Raw genomic sequence first — 19,267 nt, forward strand, 5'->3', positions numbered from 1 at the left:
CGACGCCCCGCCATAAGTGTCATCGGTTTCCCGTTACGAATAGACCCATCTGTGGATGCCGGTTGAAACCATATCTGTAATAGTCGGAGCCGTGGCAGAGCTAGACCGACAGGAAGGAATGCGCATTGGAGTATACCGCAACGCTGTTGTCGCTCATGGCCTTCCCGGACATTGATCCGGTCATCTTCGCCATCGGCCCGGTTCAGGTGCGCTGGTATGGTCTTGCCTATGTCATCGGCATCCTGCTGGGCTGGCGGTACGCCCGCAAGCTCGTCGAGAACGAAAAGCTCTGGCCAGCCAGCGGTCCGCGCATGACAGCGCTCGACATCGATGACTTCCTGCTTTGGGCCACTGTCGGCATCGTTGCAGGCGGGCGCATCGGCTACATCCTGTTTTATGACTTTGCAGCCGTGTCGGCCAATCCTGTCCGCGCTCTGGAGATCTGGAATGGCGGAATGTCGTTCCACGGAGGCTTGCTCGGCACGCTCGTTGCCATGCTCCTGTTTGCCCACAAACGAAGCATCCCGGTCTTTAACCTGTTTGATGTAGTTTGCGCGGTCGTGCCTGTGGGCCTGTTTTTCGGCCGGCTGGCCAATTTCATCAACTCCGAACTCTGGGGCAAGCTGACGGATGTACCCTGGGCATTCGTGTTCCCCACCGGTGGCCCTTTCCCGCGTCACCCGACCCAGCTGTATGAAGCCGCACTCGAAGGCCTGCTGCTGCTCTCGGTGCTGGCATGGCTGATCTACCGCCGCCAGGCTCTCAAACATCGCGGCCTCGTCGCCGGCAGTTTTGTGACCGGCTATGCACTGTCGCGGATATTCGTCGAGTTCTTCAGGGAACCTGACATCCAGATCGGGTATCTCGCAGGCGGCTGGCTGACCATGGGTATGGTGCTGTCGCTGCCAATGCTGGCTGTCGGCCTCTGGGTCGTCGCCACCGCCAGAGCGCGCGCCTGAGCAAGGCCGGGAAGGTTTCCGCACCCGGCCTGGCTTTGCCTGAACTCGTGATCGAGCTGTGCCGCGGACTCTTCGATCGCCTTCGTTCGGTGACCGCGCAGATCGATAGTCTGACGGCAAGGCTCACGGCGGCGGCGCAGCGTGACGAGACTGCGAAGCGGCTGATGGCCGTTCCCGCATCGGCCCGATCTGCGCGATGGCGCCGACGGTACTTGCGCCACCGAAAGAGAGCTTCGAGAAAGGCAGGGACTTTTCGTCGTGGGTCGGCCTGACACCGAAGCAGCGTCGGTCATCGCGAGCGGGGAATGGTGTGACCGCCCCCAAAGGGTGATCCGGTTTCAATGTTAGTGCATGCTCAGCCTGACGTGGGACCCGATTTCGGACCATCCGGCTCGGGAGTTTCCAGGAGCCTGGCCGCGACGTCACTGTTTTCAGCGACGGAGACGTCGGGCTGCAAAGCATCGTGCTCAGTGTAACAAGGGAGCCCGTGACGCATATTCTTGACTGGTTCCATCTGTCGATGCGGCTTCGGCACATCGAACAGACGTGGCAATGCCTCAGGCATATCGGCGATCTGAACATCTACCTTCGAGATGTTGCGGTTGATGTGCCGAGGCTTCGCTATCTGCTTTGGAGCGGCTACGTCAGGGAGGCGACGAGAGCCGTGAAGAATATGCTCTACCAGTTGGAGCAGCACGCCACTCTTCGAGGCGCCAACCAAAAGCTCAAGCGATTGCCCGTATTGATCAACAATCTCCAGTCCTACCTGGTCAAGAACACAACGTCGATTGTCGACTACTCGAACGGCGGCAAGGAGCGGATCGGGAGGATAACGAAACACGGAAATAAGCAGTTGCGAACACTGCTGATTGCTGGCGCGACGTCCATCCTGAAACAGGCGCGGCGTGCACTTGTCTTCGTGAAGCATCTCACTGATGAGACGTCGGCCCTGCAAGGTCGTCGCCGCAGCACTGACCAACAAGATCGCGCACACGATCTGGGCGCTTCCTATCAAAGGCGGCACCTACAAAGCACCGGCGATCATGGGGAGAGCATAGAACACAAGGAATCCCGGCGCCTCGGTTCTGGGATGAAGAGGCAAGGTGCCAAAAGCGTGATGAACCCGAGGGACGATAACCTCGATACCGATATGTCCGGCTTCCTCAACGCGCCGTCGAGCGCGTCAAAGTGATTAGGCAATCGGGACCGCTGATATCATCGTGGCCACTGGCCAATGGCCGCGCCAACAGGCCGGACAAATTACCGCGCGGTCCCAGGAAGATTTACGCAAAGAATACCTTGCCAACAGGGCCGTTCCACATGTGAGGAAGAACCCGTCTAACTGCCAAGCAACAGCTATTCGCCCAAGTCCACCACGACATCCAAGGTTTTACCTGCGCCTGGGAACCGAACCAGACCATCTGCCGATTGTACCCCGTTGACATTGACCGAAACCGCGCCACTGCCGAGATGACCGGGATCACGGATCGTGATCGAGAGCGCGCCACGCGGGCTTTCCAGGCGGACCTCGGCACCACCCCATGCCTTGGGAAGGCTGGGGTTCAGCAGTACGGCCGTGCCTTGCAGATCGACGCCCAGAATTCCGGTGACCGCTAGTTGCCAGGTCCAGCCCGCAGCACCTGTATACCACGACCAGCCGCCCTGCCGGTGATGCAGGCCAGTGGCCGAGACGTCTCCGGCCAACACATAGGGTTCTCGTTTGTAAAGGTCGGCCTCAGCGGCGCTGGCGCTGCGCCTGATCGGATTGATGATGTCGAAGACCTCCCAGGCCCGGTCGCCGTCGCCGGTCGCCGCGAATGCGTGGCCCAGCCAGGCGGCGGCGTGGGTATACTGGCTACCGTTTTCGCGGATGCCCGGCGGATAGGCGCGAATGTATCCCGGATCACGCTCGGTTGCGTGGAACGGCGGATCAAGCAGCCGGATCAGCCTGTCGCTGGGATCGAGAAGTTGTGCGTGGGCGGCCTCCAGCGCCCGGGTTGCATGGTCACCGACCGGCTCGCCCGAGAGGACGCTCCAGGCCTGGGCGATCAGGTCGATCCGGCATTCATCGTTCGTGTGCGATCCCCACGGAAGCCCTGCGTCATCGAAGGCGCGAAGATACCACTCACCGTCCCAGCCATGTTTCTCTACCGCTTCGGCGACCGCCTCGGCATGCGCCTGCCAGCGCTCGGCGCGTCCGGCAAGGTCGGGTCCCGCCGCAAGCGGCGCGAAAAGCCGGACCGTTGCTATCTGGAACCAGGCGAGCCAGACGCTTTCGCCCTTGCCGCCGGCGCCGATGCGGTCCATCCCGTCATTCCAGTCGCCGGCACCGATCAGCGGCAGGCCGTGCGGCCCAGTCGACATCATCCGGTCCAGCGCCCGCGCGCAATGCTCGATCAGCGACGCGGTTTCGCCAGTATCGAACCCGGCATAGCGGTCATGTTCGTCATCGCGCAGGTCGGGCGCGGCGAGGAACGGGATCTCCTCAGCTAGGATCGCACGGTCACCGGTGGCCCGGACGTAACGCGCCGTGACATAAGCCAGCCATAGATAGTCGTCCGAGCACCGCGTCTTCACGCCACGGCCCTCGGGCGGGTGCCACCAGTGCAAAGCGTCGCCCGCCTCGAACTGGTGGCGGGCGGCGCGAAGAATATGTGCCCGCACCAGCTCCGGGTCGCTGTGCGGCAGCGCCAGCATGTCCTGGAGTTGATCGCGAAAGCCAAAGGCGCCGCCCGCCTGGTAGAACCCGGCGCGGGCCAGTACCCGGCACGACAGGTTCTGGTAGGGCAGCCAGTGATTGACCATCAGGTCCAGCGCCGCGTCCGGCGTCCTGACTCGGACCGCCGCCGACCGCGTCCGCCACGCCGCCTGCACATCGCTGAGCGCAGCGTCGAATGCCCCGGCCTCCCGCCAGGCCCGAATCAGGGTGCCGGCGGCGGCGTCATCGTCGGCCTCTCCCAGCACGAAAACCACGTCCGAACCGCCCTGCGGGGCGATGTCGAGATGCACCTGATAGGCAGCGCAGGCGTCGCCACACGGCTCGAACCGGCCACCCAGATCCCAGCGTCTCAACGCGTCGGGCGCCGACAGATCGCCTTCCGGTCCGAGGAAATCCCGGCGCAGTCCGGTGACGCTATGCGGCTCCGAAGAAGCGGTCAGAAACGCCATCCGTCCCGCGAATTCGGGGTTCCACGGGTTGCGCGCGAGGATTGCCTTGCGCTGTGGATCGTAGCTGCAGACGATATGCGCTTTGGCGACGCTCGCGAGCGCGCCCAACAGCCATTCGGCGTAGTAGGTCACGGTAATGCGCCGGACCTGATCCGAGACGTTTCTAAGCCGGATTCGCACAAGTTTCACCGGCGCGTTCAGCGGAACAAGAACCGTGCACTCCTGCTCCAGCTCCAAGCTGTTACGGGTCCATCGCGTATAGCCGAACCCGTGCCGGACCTGGCAGGCGGTATCGTGTCCCAAGGGCGCGGGTGTCGTCGTCCAAATATCGGCCGAGGCTTCGTCGCGCAGATAAAGCACCTCGTTCGCTTCATCGGCGACCGGATCGTTGGACCAGGGCGTCAGCCGATGTTCGCCGCTGTTGACCGCCCAGCTGAAGCCCAGCCCGGCCTCGCTGACGATTGTCCCGAAGCCGTCATTTGCAAGCACATTGCACCATGGCGCAGGCGTGCGCATGCCGGGATTCAGGTGGATGACATATTCGCCGGTCGCCGGATCGAAACCGCCATAGCCGTTGTCAAAGACCAGTCCCTCGGGGCGCGGTAGGTCTTGCGCCTGCTCGAAAGCGACGGGGAATGCCGGTTCAAAACGGGGCGGCGGACGCCTCGTCTCCAGCACGCGGTCCAGCCGCTCGGTCAGCATGAGGGGATCGTCGGTCAGAACGACATGGGCCGCAGCCTCCAACCCACGGCGGGCGGCACCGCTCATCTGATCCGAGGAGTGAGGCACCAACGTTGCGCTTCAATTGTCGCAAGATCGTGTCGTCACTGATCGGCATGCCCAGCCGATGCATCAAGTTTTCGGCCGGGCGACCGCCCATCCTGTGCCCAACCAAACCTACGATCTCGGCCATCCGCATTGTTCGATGCGCATAGGGCAAAGCAATCTTGGGCAAACGATCTGTGAACGTTCGCCGCTGGCATTTCCGGTGTCTACATTGCCACCGGATCAGCGAGAGCTTGATTTTCACCACTTGACCCTGAACAGGCAAGTCCCGGAGGCAGCGGTTGTGCCAACCATGCCGGTGCCGACTTCGCATACCGCAACCCGGGCAGATGCCGATCGGTTTCGCAGCGGCGGAAACAACCCAATTTTCTTCATCTTGAAGGGTGATACCCAGAACTCTGACCCCTGGGCCGGGCGACCATTTCGATTTCGTTTGCATCACCGCAGATAGCAACCGCGACGCTAACACTCTGTTAACCACAGACTTTGAGGAAGAACCCAATTAAGTGCCAAGCGACATCTCCTGTACAAGTTCGGCGGTCTCTTCACCGTCGGCGTCACGCGCTATGTCCGCCTGGGCAATCATCCCACAACACTTGCCTGTATTGTCTGTAACGACGGCCCGCCGGACTTGCCGTTCTTCCATCTTGTCGCAGCATGACGAAACGTCCTCATCCGGTGTCGTCGTCAGCAGGTCGGTGGACATCACTTCGGATACTGGAGTCTCATTCGTCCTGCCTTTGGCAACTGCGCCGCAGCAGATGTCGCGATCGGTCACGATACCCACCGGTTCCCCGGCGTCGTTGAGCACAGGAACCGACCCTACCGATTTGTCAGCCATAATCCGTGCTGCATCCTGGATGGTGCTATTCGGGCCGCAACAGGCAGGGTCGCGCGTCATAATTTCCTGAACTTGCATGTCAACACTCCTCTTCTTAGGCGAGTACAACTGAGAATCCCGGAATATGTTCCGACCTCGGCACAATCAGAAGGATTTTTTTGCAGTAGATGTCGGACACGATACCTGCGGGATAGTGTGTATCTTCCCCCCTCGATCCGGCCGACAATGCCGGTCTCGCGAACCTACGCTCTCTTTACCGACATCGCCTCTTGCTATCGCCGTTACCCAGCATCGGCTGAAGCGGTGGCGATAGCTTCGACGCTGGCAACGGATATATCAAACACGACCGTCGCCACCGAAACAACAACTGACAAGCGTGCCGTGGTGGGCCATTACGCCTGTCCGTAGAATTTACAGCTTTCAGGAGTCGCGGGGCTCGATCAGATCGTGATAGGAATCGATCAGTGGACGGTTTCTCACAGTAGACCTCGCGTACTCACCATCCAATTTCTCCAGTGCTGCGAGCATGAATTCGGCGATGTCCGGCCGATCTAGCCGGCAGGCATATCTGAACAAGCGCAGGATATCCCGCTCCAAGATTTCGGTTTTCGAGATCACAGCTACCTCCCGATAAAAGTCAAGCCTGCGCCTTTCAGCGACGGGAATGTCAAATCACAATTTCCTCAACGGGCGGTTGGCCTAGCCGATTGTAGACAGCAACGGAAACGTCTCCAAAAGCCAGAATGCGAAGGAGGACAAATAGCCAGTCATCATGGCGACTCCCATCAAGATCATAACCGCTCCGGCGAGTGTCCTCAGGATACGCCCGAGATGTCCGAAGGTCTTCAATCTTGCTGCCAAGGCGCCGGTGAAAACGGCGGCAAGCAGGAACGGCACACCGAGGCCCAGCGAGTAGATCGCTAATAGTGCGACGCCGTCTGCGACCGAGGCTGATGCCGCGCCGACGGTCAAAATGGCACCGAGGATCGGACCGATGCAGGGGGTCCAGCCGAAAGCGAATGCCAGGCCGAGCACATAGGACGATACGGCCTTGCCGCCGGGCAGATCCAGGTGAAACCTTGCCTCGCGCATCATCCACATGGGTCGAATGGTCCCGAGCATGAACAACCCGAACAGCGTAACAATCCCGCCTCCGACGATGTTCATCTCGAAGCGGTAGCGAAGCAGCAATTGCCCTAACGCTGTAGCGCTGGCACCAAGGATGACAAAGACGGTTGTGAAGCCGAGCACGAAGCAGAGGCTGAAACCGAGCGCTGCGCTTCGCGCCATAGAAACCTCACCTGAGGGTGATGTAATCGTCGACCGGCCGGCGACATAGGAAACATACCCCGGCACCAACGGCAGTACGCAAGGCGACAGGAACGAAACGATGCCCGCAACGAAGGCGCTCAGGATACCAATATTGGAGAGTTCAGGCATTCCGACGGCCTTTCAAGTCTTCTTCCGAGCTCACCGGTCACCGCTTTTCCGGGCACGCGCGATCAGCGTTTGCATGGTTTGCAGGTCGGTGGCGCCGCGCAATATTTCCTCACCGATAACAAAACCCGGCGTGCCGTTGATCCGCAGAACTTGGGCGAGCGCAAGGTTTCGCACGATTTCAGCATCGACCGCGGGATCGGCCATATCAGTTCGCAGCCGCTCCACATCCAGGCCGATTTGCCCGGCAACCTCCATCACTCGCCCCTCGTCGGCAGCTCCTGACACCTGCATCATTGCCTTATGGAATTCGGGGTAGAGGTTCTGCTCGCGGGCCGCAAGCGCTGCCTTGGCCGCGAACACGGAGTTAGGCCCGAGGATGGGAAACTCTTTGTAGACGATTCGAAGTTGCGGATCGTCTGCTTCCGCCGCCATCATTGCTGGCGCAACCTGGCGGCAGTAGGAACAATTGTAATCGAAGAATTCGACCAACGTCACATCGCCTTGCGGATTGCCACCGACTGGACTTTCCGGGCTGTTGAGCAGTTCATCACGATGGGTGGCAAGGGCCGCCTGCGCTTCTGTCTGTTCCACCTCCCGTTGCTTCCGTTCGAGGTTCTGCATAGCCTCGACAATGACTTCCGGGTTGGCAACAAGATAATCGCGGACGCGCCGCTCAAAGGCATCTTGTGGCAGCGTACTTGGCGAGCCCGGTGGCGGCTGGTCTGCCTTGAACCCCGGATCAAGCAGATACCAGGCACCCGCAGCAACGATCAACAGCAGGGGCAGGAGAACAAAACCGAGGTGGCGCCTTATGAAATTCAACTGTTGAATGACTTTTCTTTTCCTCCGTTAGAACCAGCCCGTGAGCCGTTCCCACCAGCTCTTCTTGACCTGCGGTTTCGGCGCGTGAGCGCGTTGACGTAAAGGGTCAGGTTCGTTTTTTGGAATTCAGCACCATGAAAAATCGCGGCGTGGCGCCCGTTACGGTCAATGACATGCACCATCGGAGCCTTGGTCGCTTGGAGTTTTGTGCTCCGCAGCTTGAAGGGTCGGAACTGCGGCAAAGCTGGTAATCAGAACGGCGGCTGCTGTGAGTGACTTGATCGGTTTAATCATCTGTCGTTTTCCTTGTCTGGTTGATTTGGGATAGGGAATGCCGGGATGAAACCGCAACACTGACGGTTTGAGCGTCTGGCACGGTTTGGTTCGGCAAGAGTATATTCCGGGCTCCTCCGGGTAATGAAGATTCACCGTCTGCGGCACCAAGATTTCCGGCCTGGTTTGACTTGCAGGAACCGCCGGTGACCTTGTTCATACAGAGTCCGAGTGCGCACATGGCGACACACGGCAGTGCCGCGAGGAGCAGCGGCGCTATGCCTGCCGCGGCTAGCCAACTCCAATTGAACGCGAGACCGCCAGCGATCGCGACCGCCGCAAGTATGAGGTATCCACGGCGGCCACCGAGGTAGTAGCGAAGCGCGTAGAGAATGTCGCGGCCAAGCGAACCGTCTTCTGCATTGGATTGTCGTGTCTTGTCCATGAAGGCTTCCTTTCAATTCGAGATCAGATGGGTTTTGAGAAACGCGATCATCTCGGGCGCGTCCCATTCGGCCGGGCCGACGAGCCGCCCTAGTTCTCGCCCCTCGGCGTCGATGAGGAGCGTCGTCGGCAGGCCGACGGCCGCAAGGTCGAACGAAGCCTGCATCGAGGCATCAATGTAGAGACCGAGATTCGGGATACCGATCTCGGCATAGAACTTGCGGACCACCTCTGGTCCAGCCCGGTCGACAGAAAGAGGCACAACCTCGAAACCGGGGCCGCCGAGTTTTGCCTGAAGCGCGTCGAGCGTCGGCATTTCCTCGCGGCACGGCACGCACCAGGTCGCCCAGATGTTGAGCAGGACCGTTCTGCCTTTGAATGAGGCCAGCGTGAGAGCCTGACCGGCCCCGTCCTCGAACGTGATCACGGGAAGCGGCCGGGGCGTTTCGTGCATGACGAAGGAGCGGGGCAAGGTCGTCGCGGCTCGTTTATCGCTGATCGGGTGGGCACCCGAAGGCTTATCGCCGTCGATGTAAATCATCACGGCTGTGACCGCGAGCGCGGCCACCACGAGGACCCCTGCTGCCAAAGTGGTCAAAATCGTGCGCTTTGCGTGCAATAGGCCCGTCATTGGCCAGCCTCCCGCTTATCCCGGTCCGCAGCCCGCTGGCGCAAGGATTCCACCAGCGGCAGGATGGTCTTGGCGAGCACCTCTTCGTTCACCGGCCCGATATGCTTGTAGGCGATGAGCCCGTCCGCATCGACCACAAAGGTCTCGGGCACGCCATAGACGCCCCAATCGATTGCCACGTGCCCACTGATGTCGGCACCGGTGCGCGTGTAGGGGTCGCCGAGGCTGTCCAGCCATTGCGCCGCATCGTCCGGCTGATCCTTATAGTTCAGGCCGTGCAGCGGCACGGTGCCTTGCGCCGCCAGCTTCATGAACAAGGAATGCTCCTCCCGGCAGGCAACACACCAGGAAGCAAAGACATTGACCAGCGACACCTCTCCCTTGAGATCACCACTCGACAGCCCGAGCAATCGTCCCTGAACCGGCGGCAGATCAAAGTCTGGCACCACCTTGCCGATGAGCGTGGACGGGAGATTGCCAGGGTCTTGGGTCAGGCCCCAGGCCAGAACGATGGCAAGCGCCGCCGCGACGGTAAGCGGCAGGAAGGCCAGGACCCTTCGTCCCGTTTCGGCGGACGTCCGTTCCCTTTCCATGCTCATGACCCGCCACCGTCTTTGCCCGTCACTCGAGCCTGTGATTCCCGCTGGCGCTCGGGCCAGGTACTCTTGATGAATGCGAGTACGGCAGCGATCTCCTCGTCGCTCAGGATGTCCTTGAAGGCGGGCATATCGCTCTCATAGCCTGCAACGACACCGTCGACGCCGAGCTTGGTGATGTCGAACAGGTCTTGGTCCGAGTGGTGCCAGGTATGGCCGCTCTCGTCATGGGGCGGCGCCGGCATGCGGCCGTTACTCAGCCTGCGCCTCCAGTCCGGCTGACCCTGGAGGTTGGCGCCATGGCAGGAGGCGCAATTTTGCGCATAGACTTGCCTTCCGAGGGTGATTTGCTCGTCCGTCACGGATTGACCCAGCACGGTCAGGTCTTCGGCTCGCGTAATGGTGCTTTGCGATTGCCCATGAGCGGCGATAGCTGCCAGGCCCGAAAAAACGACAGCGCAAATGAGGATCATCATCCGCCTCATTGCCGCCCCCGCAGAAATTTCACCAACGCGAAAATGCCGAGGACCAGAACAGCCAGGATCAGAAGGCTGAACAGACCACCTCCGAACATCATAAAGCCCATCATGGAGCCATCCATCATACCGTTCATGCCATCACTCATCGGAGTAAACGGCGACGCCGTCCTTGCCGAAGGCGTAGGTCTTCAGCGTGCCTGTCTTTGCCGGTGCCATGCCGGGAGCATTCCCCGGCATTCCGGGCAACGTGATGCCGGTGACGTCTGGACGCTCGCTGATCAGCCGCTCGATGATCTCGACAGGCACGAGCCCGCTTACAATATAGCCGTCAATCTCGGCCAGGTGGCATCCTATTCCCCGCTCGGGAACGCCCATCTCGACAGAGCGCTTGTCGAATTCGCGATCGCCGACACGCGTCACGGAAAAGCCGTTGGTCTCCAGATAGTCGGCATAGGTATCGCAACATCCACAACCGGGATCGCGCCAGATCGTGATTGCCTTTGCACCAGCTACATTGGTACCCGCATCTTGGGGAGCTTGAGCCGAGGCCAACGCCGTAAACGCCACACTACCAATGACAGCCAAGGCGGTAACGGTTGCGGCAACAAAGATCTTTTTCATGTTGTTCTCCATTAATTGTTAGCGAGCGGGGTCCAGGACAGACCGCCGTCGCGAGTTTGGATGAGACCGTCCGCGGTGAGGGCAACGACTTGATCGGCATTGTTGGGATGGACGGCGACCGCATCAGTGCGGAAAGATGAGCGTTGCGCCCAGACGACCCCCGCATCCGCAGAAGCCCACACACCGGAAGGTAGGGCGGCATAGAGCCTCATCGGAACCGACGCTGCGCTCACCAAAGCGTGGATAGGTTCTCCGGTGGGCAACGGTGCCTCCGGCGCAGGCGCAGCCCCGGATACCAAAGCGTCCATCGCATCGCCTGGCTGCACGTCCTTCCAACGGCAGAAACAGTCGGGCACGCGGGTGAGACCCAATCCGGTTCCAGCGTATAACCAGATGCCGCCCATGCCCGAGGCCAGATCGACCGAGGCCAATGCAGTCAAGTCGCGTTCAGCATCAGCCAGCCAAGGCCGGTCCATCGCGAAGACCCAAGACCGGCCAGCATCCTCGCTTTTCCATAGACCGTCACCATGAACGGAAACATACAGGGTTTCGGGGTTTGAAGCAGCCGCTGCGACAGCAACTACTGGAGCCTCGGGTAAACCCTGGCTTCTCGCCTCCCAGCTCTGCCCGCCGTCTTCGGATAGCGCAACGCCCCCATTGGACAGCCCCGCTGCAATCCGACCGGCACGGTCGTTGTGCGTCGCAAACGAAAGAATGCTGCCGCTTTTCGGACCGGGCAGCGGTGTGGACACTCCGCCGTCGTCGCGGCGGATGAACCCGGCACCTCCAACGATGAGCGCATTGCCATCGAAGGCTATTGCGGAGGGTGTTTCGCCGGGCGCGGCACGAGCTGTCCGGTTTACCGAAACCGAGAGCACTGCACTGGCCCCGAAAGCCACAGCGGACGTGATAAAAGCTCGACGCGTCGGCGTCGGTAGAAGCAATGTCATGATGATTCAACTATCCTGAGGGGGTGCTCGATCCAGCAGTGCGCGAACCCGCGATGCTGAGTAGGACCATGAACGATCAGATTGATCGCGCATGAAGTCAGCCGCAGCTAGCCGGACGGAGTCCGGGCAGCGTCAGCTCAGGATGGTGGATCTTGGAGGGTAAGGGTTCGGCAGTCCGGTGCGTCCGGACATGCTCAGATCAACCGGTTTTTCGGTAATCGTCACGGCCGCAGGCAGACCGGATTCGCCAGATGGCAGGATGGCCAGCACCGGTGATACGCAGACATAATCGCACGGCTGCAATTCGTTACTGCCGTCAGGACAATCCTGGCAGTTGCCCATGTCGCCACTATCGATCGCAGTAAGTGCCATCGTTGTGTTCATGCTGGCGGCATTCGCGGTATGCACGACCGAACCCGCCGCGAACACGGCGAGCATGAGGATCGTTAGAATGCGGGCATACCTTTTCATGCCAAATTGAATAGCTGAAACCTCGCGCCCTGTCGATGCACGTTTTGTCGCACAGCCCGTACGGGATTCAAAAATGCATCAATATTCGAATGTGACCGGGCCAAATTGGAAGTATCACCTACTTTCTCATTGAACTTGGGTGTTCCTAATCCGTCCCGCAAACTGTCGAAGATCTGTCCACCCCTGTCCGGATTTCACAGGTCACACATCCTTCGCATGGACAGACAACCGCAAGAGGGACGGCACGCTCACTTTAGTTGATCTAAATTTGGGGCCTCCGATCGTTTCAAAATCGTGTGTCGCGATAGCCGTATTTGAATCGCATTTGAAATAAATACAAGTCTTTGATTTTTCGCAGTTTTTATCTGTTTCTCGTAGTGTCTCTCCATCAACTTTGGGGAAGGTACAACATGAGAAAGTCAATTTTTGCGGCACTTGCGCTCGCCTTATCCTGCGACGCCGCAGGCGCCAATGCACTCCATCTCAATCCGACGCAGCCAACTAGCGTTGCGAATATGGTGACGTTCGGTAGAACAACGATTCCGATCGGCTATTATGATTATTGCCAACGCTATGCGGATCGCTGTGACCGCCCGGCAAGTGGTCAGATCGTCGAGCTGACCCGCGAACTTTGGAATGACATCATTCAAACCAATGATGATGTGAATACGTCCGTTGCACCTCTGACCGACAACGAAATATTCGGAGTTGAAGAGCGGTGGGAATATCCCAAGAATGTTGGCGATTGCGAAGATTACGCGCTTGAAAAGCGCAAGCGCCTAAATCAACGGGGCATACCGCTGGGTGCACTATCAATGACGGTTGGACGGGATGCAAATGGAGGCGGACATGCGGTCCTCACCGTTATCACCGATCGGGGGGATTTCGTTCTGGACAATGTCGAACAGCGGGTTTTGCTTTGGAAAGACGCCGAACTCTATTTTCTAAAGCGCCAATCACAACATGATCCCAACACATGGGTCAGTCTCGTTTCGGGTTGAGTTGTTGGCCATTGGCCAACAACCACACGGCACCTGCGACTAGAGCTAGAAGGTATGTGGCAAACTCTCCGTACAACGCTTCCATCATGTTGTGACCTCCGACAAGGCAATAAACGCCAAACAAGATTGCAAGGGCCAAATAGGCCGCAGAGGCGGCTACAATGAAAAGACCGATGCGTGCCAGCACGTGAGAAATCCCGATGGTTTCGATCGAGAAATTATGGATGTACCGCTGGAGTAACGCCAATCACTTGTCGGTGACCGCCCGTGAAACGGGAGAACCTGTTTGGGTTTCTAACTGCAGATGAGAATAGCTCACGAAAAACATCGTTGCAGTAAATCCAAATAGCACCAACATCAGAAGGATATTACCGCGCTTGCGCCGCTGCGCCACTATGCGCGATTCCATGATCGAAAGTTGCGCACTCGCATCAGTCATAATTTTCATCCTTTGCCCATTCCTGCAATCTTGAATTGACCGATACACGAAACTCTGCGTTCGCGGAAGGCAACCCGACCAGAAAGGGCTGCGGTTGATTGCCGAAAAAATGCAGCATCGCGAAACGATGTCGCAATCTCGATGAATAGCTCTTCAGAAATTGGTCTTTGAGGCGTGTGTTGGTTGATTGGCATATGCCGCCGCCTGTTCACAAGAAACCGGTGCTGCTGACGTCGGTTTCAAAGGCTCCTCTTATAGTTCGAGACATCGTTGACCATCGGATGGGTATACAGCACACTTGATTTCGCCTCGAAAGCCGTCGGACCAATTTAAGCGGGTCTAGTCAGCGAATGCGTGCCAAGGCTATAATGCCGCGCGAGCCGATTCGCGTTCGTATCTTCAAGCAAAAAAAGCGAACTTCTGCCGTGGAAGTAACATACCATCGTTGGGGAGCGAAATGCTGACGGCAAAGCAAAGATCAGTGCTTGATCACAAGCAGTGTTGATTCTTACTCTTCATCAATCACATCTCCATCACAGCCTTCAACCAGCTCAATGTCATAGTTGATGGTTTCAAGTTCGGTGAGCCGCAATTCGTTACGGTTTCCGAAGTAGAATCCTGATGAGGTTGGCAAGGCGTCAACATAGCGCGCCTCCCAAGGCTTCGATACTGCCAGCGTCCTGCTTGGGTTCGGTGCATAAGCAACTTCAGCACCAATCGCATTACCGCGCAGCTGCGTGCGCGTCGTTGGGCCGCGGTGATCTGCAACCTGAACGATGACCAGATCCGGATTCAGCGTTTCAGCCAGATGGCGGGCTATCCGCATTCCGGTCCGGACCCGGTCCAAAGTCTCAAGATCGTTTGTCGAGATAACTGCGATCACCCGCCGTTCTTTGCCACGCCTGAATTCGGATTGGTAGACTGTCTTGCAATGGCCCCCGGTATCGTCCTTGAAGCCAGGAATCATGCCGGCTGGTGCGAAGATTAGCGCCGCTGTGCCGGAAGCACCAAGCAAAAGCAGAAAACTGCCTGAAAGAAACGCAAGCTTTCTCGAGATTCGAAAGGCGTGAAACAATCGACGCTTTGCAGCGACCATACAAAATACTTCCTTTATGCACAACTACACCGCGCACTATAAGCAACCGTTCTTTCTCAATTGTTAATCCTGTTTGTATCGGCGCGGCAAAAAGCGGCTTATCCTGGCTTAGGCACAATGAGACGGCGATCAATATCGGCTTCCCTGTCAGGATATTGAGCTGGATCGCGGACGCTCTTGCTGCCCGAATACCTTGCCTCTTGCCATTTTGAGAAGGCGGATCACCACGATCGGCTTACCGACATCAAGCACGACCAGATCAGCGTGCTTGCCAATTTCAAGGTCATATTCCTCAAGACCCATGATTGCAGCACTTTGTGTGATGACCATGTCGCAACGGCGGCAATACATCACGGCATGTGATCTGGGTCACGTGTAGACGCAGGAAATCAACTTCAAGCATTTTACCCAGTTGAAAGCGGTCTTCCCGCCTCCGTAGACCTTCTTGCCACAGCAACTGTTTTCTCAGTGCATGCATGTCGCGACGGCAGAATACATCCGGCTTTCAGGCGACAGCTGATGCGGGATGTCGCGAAGAAGCTTACCAAGCGCTCGCGTCGCTTGCGTCGGTGCCAAACTGCCGTGTCGATGCCGCATCAGCCGAAAGAGCAATAGGCCGCACGTTCCGGACCGCCTATCGGGCGAATGGCAGTATTACCGCGAGCAGCACGGGTTGATGGATCAAATAGATCACCAGGCTGTGGCGTCCCATCCAGGCAAAGGGCGAAAACCTTCTGTTCTCATGTGTTTCCAATTGGATGGTACGGCCATAAAGGCCGGACGATAGGGCGGCCTTGGTCGCCCCAATTGCAACTATCGTAAGCCCAACCCAAGGAAAAATGGGCACATAGTCGTTGCTTGGAGGGGGAGTAGCCGCAAAACCTATCCATGCCAGCCACCTCGTATCGAACGCCGCCGCGTTGACCAGCCATGGCAGAAGGATAACAACCAGGCCAACTGCAGTGGGTATGATCGGGTGAAATCGGAGAAACGGAACCCCGATCAACGTTGCAGCAGCGATCGCGTGGAGGATGCCGAAATAGACGAAATTGCCTGGGAAGAAAGCGTAGGTGAGCGCCGTTATTAACGCCGCCGAAACGACGATGACCAAAAGCCTTCGCACGAACGAACGCCACCGCATGTGCTGCGTGTGGGCGAGTACGAGGCCGACTCCAACGAGAAACATGAAAGTTCCTGCGAGCGTCCGGCCGAACATGAGCCAAGCGGGATGGCCTGCAAGCCCAACGTAGATGCCTGCATAATCGAGGTCCCAGACGAAATGAAACACGACAACTCCGAGTATTGCAATTCCGCGTAGCACGTCAATCGACTGGAGGCGCATATGTGCCACCCGGTTCACAGTTCGACGCGATGTAGGTTGTGTCGTATCCATCCCGAGGTTCTAAAACCTCATGCTGGTAGAGGTTCAAGCCCTACATAGGCTTCCCATTTTGATGCGAGGGCCTGACGACAATTTTTCAATTGGTGCGCTGATGTATTACTCAAGCGTCTGCAGATACAGTTTATCTTGTCGTCGATGCGGCAACAGTGTCGTTTGCGGCGCCGAGCTCTATTTTCTGCGGCTCTGATCGGATCGAAAGTCTGGATGCGATCCCATCGTCAGAACGCAGGTGATGGACTAACGAAGCTACCGGAACAGAGGAGCTTGCATGTCGGCAGGCTAACAATTGCCGACTCGCGCAATTGTTGCTGCTATCCACCATGTTTCCGTACCACCTCCTCAATAATAGGCTCATCGCAAGAGCGCGTGAAACACATTTTGGATTTCTGGCTTGTGCAAAGCAAGCAAATATCTCTGCAGCTTGCACGCGACTATTTCCGTAAGTCCCATCGGCCCATGCCGAGACAGCCTGGAAGCAGGGATGGCCGAAGTGAACACCGCCTACCGAAATAATCGTCAGGCAAACTGAACTGGCCAAATACAGCGCAGAGAACGGAGGCATGCCATCTGCCATCGACAATCCGCTCGGCACGCGCTCTACGTTTTCAAGGACGGGATGTTCAACACAAAAAACTGCTTGAACCTCTACCTGCCATAGCTTTTACAATCGTTACGCATCTATCAGGAGCTAACATGAAAAGACGTTTCTTCCTCACCGGCGTTAGTGCGCTAGTAGCTATTCCCTTGTCTGCTTCGGTCATACGAGCGGCCACAATGGAGGACATGCTCAAGCCCGGACCTCTTCCTGAGCAAGTTTTCGGATCGCCGGAGGCACCCGTAACAGTGATTGAATACGCCTCATTGACATGCCCACACTGCAGGACTTTCCACGTAAACACATGGCCCGCTGTGAAACAGATATATGTCGATACCGGCAAGGTGCGGTTCATTATGCGCGAATTTCCCTTCGACCCGCGCGCGCAAGCTGGATTCATGCTCGCCCGCTGCGCCGGAGAGGGTAATTGGTATGCAACCGTCGATCTTCTCTACCGTAGCCAGGACAGATGGGCGCGGGTGGCGGACCCGGCCTCTGCTTTCAAATCCATTATGGGCCTGACTGGCATGAGCGGGGAAAAAGTGGAGGCTTGCCTGACAGACCAGTCCATTTTGGATAAAGTTTCTGAAGTGATGGAAACTGGCAAATCTTATGGCGTGGATTCGACTCCAACCTTCTTCATCAACGGCGAGGAGCACAAGGGCGCACTCACTATTGATCAGTTCAGCGAGATCATCGACCCAATGATCTCGGCAGCGCAGTAAGGGATGGCCATGACAATAGAATCAAACACTCAATCCGTCACGCTGCGACACTGGAGCAAATTTCCATCCGCCGCCTTGCTTATGCTTACCCTTGCGATGGCTGCGGGGGCTCCAGCGCTCGCGCAGAACAAGAATGTTGTTGCGCGTGTAAACGGCACGGAGATAACCACGGCCGATGTCGCATTTGCCTCCGAAATGTATGCCAACCAGATGGGCAGCATGCCTGACGATGCTCGCCTCTCCGTCATTGTTGACGAGTTAATTCGGCTTCAGCTTGTTTCTGACGCAGCCAGAGCCGCCAGGGTTACTGACGAGGACTCATACAAGCGGCAAATTGCGTTCTTTGAAGCACAGACCCTGCGATCTGTCTTTTTGGACGGGGAGGTGGCCAAGCGTGTTGACGATGCAGCGGTTCGCAAGGCGTATAATCTCCAGGTCACGAAAATTCCGCCTGCGGAAGAATTCCGCTTGCGCCATATCCTTCTGGAAACGGAAGCTGAAGCGCGGGAAGCGATTATCGCGCTTGAAGGGGGAGAGGACTTCGCAGTGGTCGCCTCTGAACGATCTAAGGACGAGGCTTCGAAGGTGAATGGCGGAGATTTGGGCTACCTTGTCACCGGTCAGACCTTGTCGGAGATCGATACGGCAGCTGCCGAACTCGAGCCCGGCCAGTTCACACGTGAGCCCGTGGTCAGCGCGTTCGGATTTCACCTGCTGAAGCTTGAGGAACGGCGTACCCGCCCAGCACCGCCGTATGAAGCATTAGCGACGCAGATAAGGGCTGCGCTCGAATCAGCTGCAACGCAGTCGATTATGGAGGAACTCAGGGTGGCCGCATCTGTCGAGAAACTGGTTCCTGATGTGTCACCCCCGGCTGCTGATGACGGCCACGGCCACGCGGGCAAATAGGAGACAACAGATGATCACCCGACGTTTCATAATGATCGGCCTGATTGGCGTTGGCGCAGCACCCGGATTTTACTCCGCAGTTGACATGGGAGATTGCGGTAGCTGGAAAGCACCTTTGCTGAACCGCTCTCGCGGTCCCTAATTTGTAAATGCGACCACCTGCGCGTCTGGGAAACTGGTTCTCAAGCAGGTGCAGCAATCGGCACGTGTTTCATATTCTACAAATTACAGCGCGCCCATTCAGTACTTGGCGGAAAACCGCCAGCCGTGGTCTACTGGTTGTAAATGAAGGCAACCCTGCCGGATCAGTAGGCGCAATGACTAACAAAATCTGCCGGGGACCGACGACCATGACTGGAAGCTAGTCAAGGATATTGCGCTCTCTACCCTTCTCGGATTTGGTACGGAACCGTCGCTCAGCAACAATGAGACCGATCTGATCACGACGAACCGCGATAGCAAGCAGAGAGAACACCAACAGCGCCGATTACCGGCTGGTCGAACTCGCATTTGCGATCAAGGCACACTACGGCTGGCCACTGCATATCATCATGTAGCGGGATATTGTCCTCTCGCCAATCACGGGTTAGAAATGCCTTATACTCTGCTTCAGCTGCAC

Annotated in this window: 22 protein-coding genes and 2 pseudogenes; 6 read left to right on the top strand and 18 right to left on the bottom strand. The window is 57.8% G+C overall.

Annotated elements, in window-relative coordinates; genetic code table 11:
• Positions 1 to 125 precede the first annotated feature (125 nt).
• From lgt to OEG84_RS25560, 3 genes and pseudogenes are all read left to right on the top strand, one after another.
• Complete coding sequence (gene lgt, locus OEG84_RS23805; protein ID WP_267656355.1) at positions 126 to 959, top strand: prolipoprotein diacylglyceryl transferase; 834 nt, start codon at positions 126 to 128, stop codon at positions 957 to 959.
• A gap of 187 nt (positions 960 to 1,146) precedes the next feature.
• Entirely contained in the window at positions 1,147 to 1,290 is a 144-nt protein-coding gene (locus OEG84_RS25555) for a hypothetical protein (RefSeq protein WP_425602938.1), read from the top strand.
• A 465-nt stretch (positions 1,291 to 1,755) separates the two neighbouring features.
• Positions 1,756 to 2,017, top strand: a pseudogene (locus tag OEG84_RS25560) (transposase); the annotation flags it as partial.
• A 298-nt stretch (positions 2,018 to 2,315) separates the two neighbouring features.
• Here the strand turns inward: OEG84_RS25560 and OEG84_RS23820 are convergent.
• From OEG84_RS23820 to OEG84_RS23880, 13 genes and pseudogenes are all read right to left on the bottom strand, one after another.
• Positions 2,316 to 4,895 carry a glycoside hydrolase family 94 protein gene (locus tag OEG84_RS23820; RefSeq protein WP_425602939.1) on the bottom strand — a complete coding sequence of 860 codons (2,580 nt, stop codon included), beginning with the start codon at positions 4,893 to 4,895 and terminating at the stop codon, positions 2,316 to 2,318.
• Positions 4,888 to 5,352, bottom strand: a pseudogene (locus OEG84_RS23825) (transposase family protein); the annotation flags it as partial. The gene OEG84_RS23820 and the pseudogene OEG84_RS23825, both read right to left, overlap by 8 nt.
• Before the next feature lie 63 nt (positions 5,353 to 5,415).
• Positions 5,416 to 5,832: a CBS domain-containing protein gene (locus tag OEG84_RS23830; RefSeq protein WP_267656357.1), complete on the bottom strand. Its 417-nt coding sequence runs from the start codon at positions 5,830 to 5,832 to the stop codon at positions 5,416 to 5,418.
• A gap of 621 nt (positions 5,833 to 6,453) precedes the next feature.
• Positions 6,454 to 7,194, bottom strand: coding sequence for a cytochrome c biogenesis CcdA family protein (locus OEG84_RS23835; RefSeq protein WP_267656358.1), 741 nt, complete (start codon positions 7,192 to 7,194; stop codon positions 6,454 to 6,456).
• A 30-nt stretch (positions 7,195 to 7,224) separates the two neighbouring features.
• The gene (locus OEG84_RS23840) at positions 7,225 to 8,016 is read right to left on the bottom strand and encodes a DsbA family protein (protein WP_324288269.1); all 792 of its coding nucleotides are present in this window, start codon (positions 8,014 to 8,016) and stop codon (positions 7,225 to 7,227) included.
• Between the two features lie 286 nt (positions 8,017 to 8,302).
• Entirely contained in the window at positions 8,303 to 8,734 is a 432-nt protein-coding gene (locus tag OEG84_RS23845; protein ID WP_267656359.1) for a hypothetical protein, read from the bottom strand.
• A 12-nt stretch (positions 8,735 to 8,746) separates the two neighbouring features.
• Positions 8,747 to 9,364, bottom strand: a complete 618-nt coding sequence (locus tag OEG84_RS23850) for a TlpA family protein disulfide reductase (protein ID WP_267656360.1) — start codon at positions 9,362 to 9,364, stop codon at positions 8,747 to 8,749.
• The gene (locus OEG84_RS23855) at positions 9,361 to 9,963 is read right to left on the bottom strand and encodes a DsbE family thiol:disulfide interchange protein (RefSeq protein WP_267656361.1); all 603 of its coding nucleotides are present in this window, start codon (positions 9,961 to 9,963) and stop codon (positions 9,361 to 9,363) included. The genes OEG84_RS23850 and OEG84_RS23855 overlap by 4 nt, the downstream gene beginning before the upstream one ends.
• Positions 9,960 to 10,436: a c-type cytochrome gene (locus OEG84_RS23860; protein ID WP_267656362.1), complete on the bottom strand. Its 477-nt coding sequence runs from the start codon at positions 10,434 to 10,436 to the stop codon at positions 9,960 to 9,962. The genes OEG84_RS23855 and OEG84_RS23860 overlap by 4 nt, the downstream gene beginning before the upstream one ends.
• A gap of 5 nt (positions 10,437 to 10,441) precedes the next feature.
• Positions 10,442 to 10,585, bottom strand: coding sequence for a hypothetical protein (locus OEG84_RS23865; protein ID WP_267656368.1), 144 nt, complete (start codon positions 10,583 to 10,585; stop codon positions 10,442 to 10,444).
• Entirely contained in the window at positions 10,578 to 11,060 is a 483-nt protein-coding gene (locus OEG84_RS23870) for a DUF411 domain-containing protein (RefSeq protein ID WP_267656369.1), read from the bottom strand. Before OEG84_RS23870 ends, OEG84_RS23865 begins: the two co-directional genes overlap by 8 nt.
• Positions 11,061 to 11,071: 11 nt before the next feature.
• The gene (locus OEG84_RS23875) at positions 11,072 to 12,010 is read right to left on the bottom strand and encodes a WD40/YVTN/BNR-like repeat-containing protein (RefSeq protein WP_267656370.1); all 939 of its coding nucleotides are present in this window, start codon (positions 12,008 to 12,010) and stop codon (positions 11,072 to 11,074) included.
• Between the two features lie 132 nt (positions 12,011 to 12,142).
• On the bottom strand, positions 12,143 to 12,481 hold the full coding sequence (locus tag OEG84_RS23880; protein WP_267656372.1) for a hypothetical protein: 339 nt from the start codon (positions 12,479 to 12,481) through the stop codon (positions 12,143 to 12,145).
• Positions 12,482 to 12,891: 410 nt separating this feature from the next.
• Between OEG84_RS23880 and OEG84_RS23885 the strand changes: the two genes are divergently transcribed.
• On the top strand, positions 12,892 to 13,482 hold the full coding sequence (locus OEG84_RS23885) for a transglutaminase-like cysteine peptidase (protein ID WP_267656373.1): 591 nt from the start codon (positions 12,892 to 12,894) through the stop codon (positions 13,480 to 13,482).
• A gap of 247 nt (positions 13,483 to 13,729) precedes the next feature.
• On the opposite strand, the gene OEG84_RS23890 is transcribed toward OEG84_RS23885, so the two are convergent.
• From OEG84_RS23890 to OEG84_RS23910, 5 genes are all read right to left on the bottom strand, one after another.
• Positions 13,730 to 13,930, bottom strand: a complete 201-nt coding sequence (locus OEG84_RS23890; RefSeq protein ID WP_267656374.1) for a hypothetical protein — start codon at positions 13,928 to 13,930, stop codon at positions 13,730 to 13,732.
• Positions 13,927 to 14,115, bottom strand: coding sequence for a hypothetical protein (locus tag OEG84_RS23895; RefSeq protein WP_267656375.1), 189 nt, complete (start codon positions 14,113 to 14,115; stop codon positions 13,927 to 13,929). Before OEG84_RS23895 ends, OEG84_RS23890 begins: the two co-directional genes overlap by 4 nt.
• Before the next feature lie 314 nt (positions 14,116 to 14,429).
• Positions 14,430 to 15,017 (bottom strand): hypothetical protein, encoded by a 588-nt coding sequence (locus OEG84_RS23900; protein ID WP_267656376.1) that lies wholly within the window; start codon positions 15,015 to 15,017, stop codon positions 14,430 to 14,432.
• 147 nt (positions 15,018 to 15,164) lie between these two features.
• The gene (locus OEG84_RS23905) at positions 15,165 to 15,347 is read right to left on the bottom strand and encodes a hypothetical protein (protein ID WP_267656377.1); all 183 of its coding nucleotides are present in this window, start codon (positions 15,345 to 15,347) and stop codon (positions 15,165 to 15,167) included.
• Between the two features lie 304 nt (positions 15,348 to 15,651).
• Entirely contained in the window at positions 15,652 to 16,305 is a 654-nt protein-coding gene (locus tag OEG84_RS23910; protein WP_425602933.1) for a heparan-alpha-glucosaminide N-acetyltransferase, read from the bottom strand.
• Positions 16,306 to 17,112: 807 nt separating this feature from the next.
• On the opposite strand from OEG84_RS23910, the gene OEG84_RS23920 reads away from it, so the two are divergent.
• Positions 17,113 to 17,739 (top strand): DsbA family protein, encoded by a 627-nt coding sequence (locus OEG84_RS23920; RefSeq protein WP_267656379.1) that lies wholly within the window; start codon positions 17,113 to 17,115, stop codon positions 17,737 to 17,739.
• Positions 17,740 to 17,748: 9 nt separating this feature from the next.
• A complete protein-coding gene (locus OEG84_RS23925; protein WP_267656380.1) occupies positions 17,749 to 18,648 on the top strand; it encodes a peptidylprolyl isomerase in 900 nt (299 codons plus the stop codon).
• The last annotated feature ends 619 nt before the right edge of the window (positions 18,649 to 19,267 follow it).

It is taken from the genome of Hoeflea algicola (genome assembly GCF_026619415.1).
GTDB lineage: Bacteria > Pseudomonadota > Alphaproteobacteria > Rhizobiales > Rhizobiaceae > Hoeflea > Hoeflea algicola.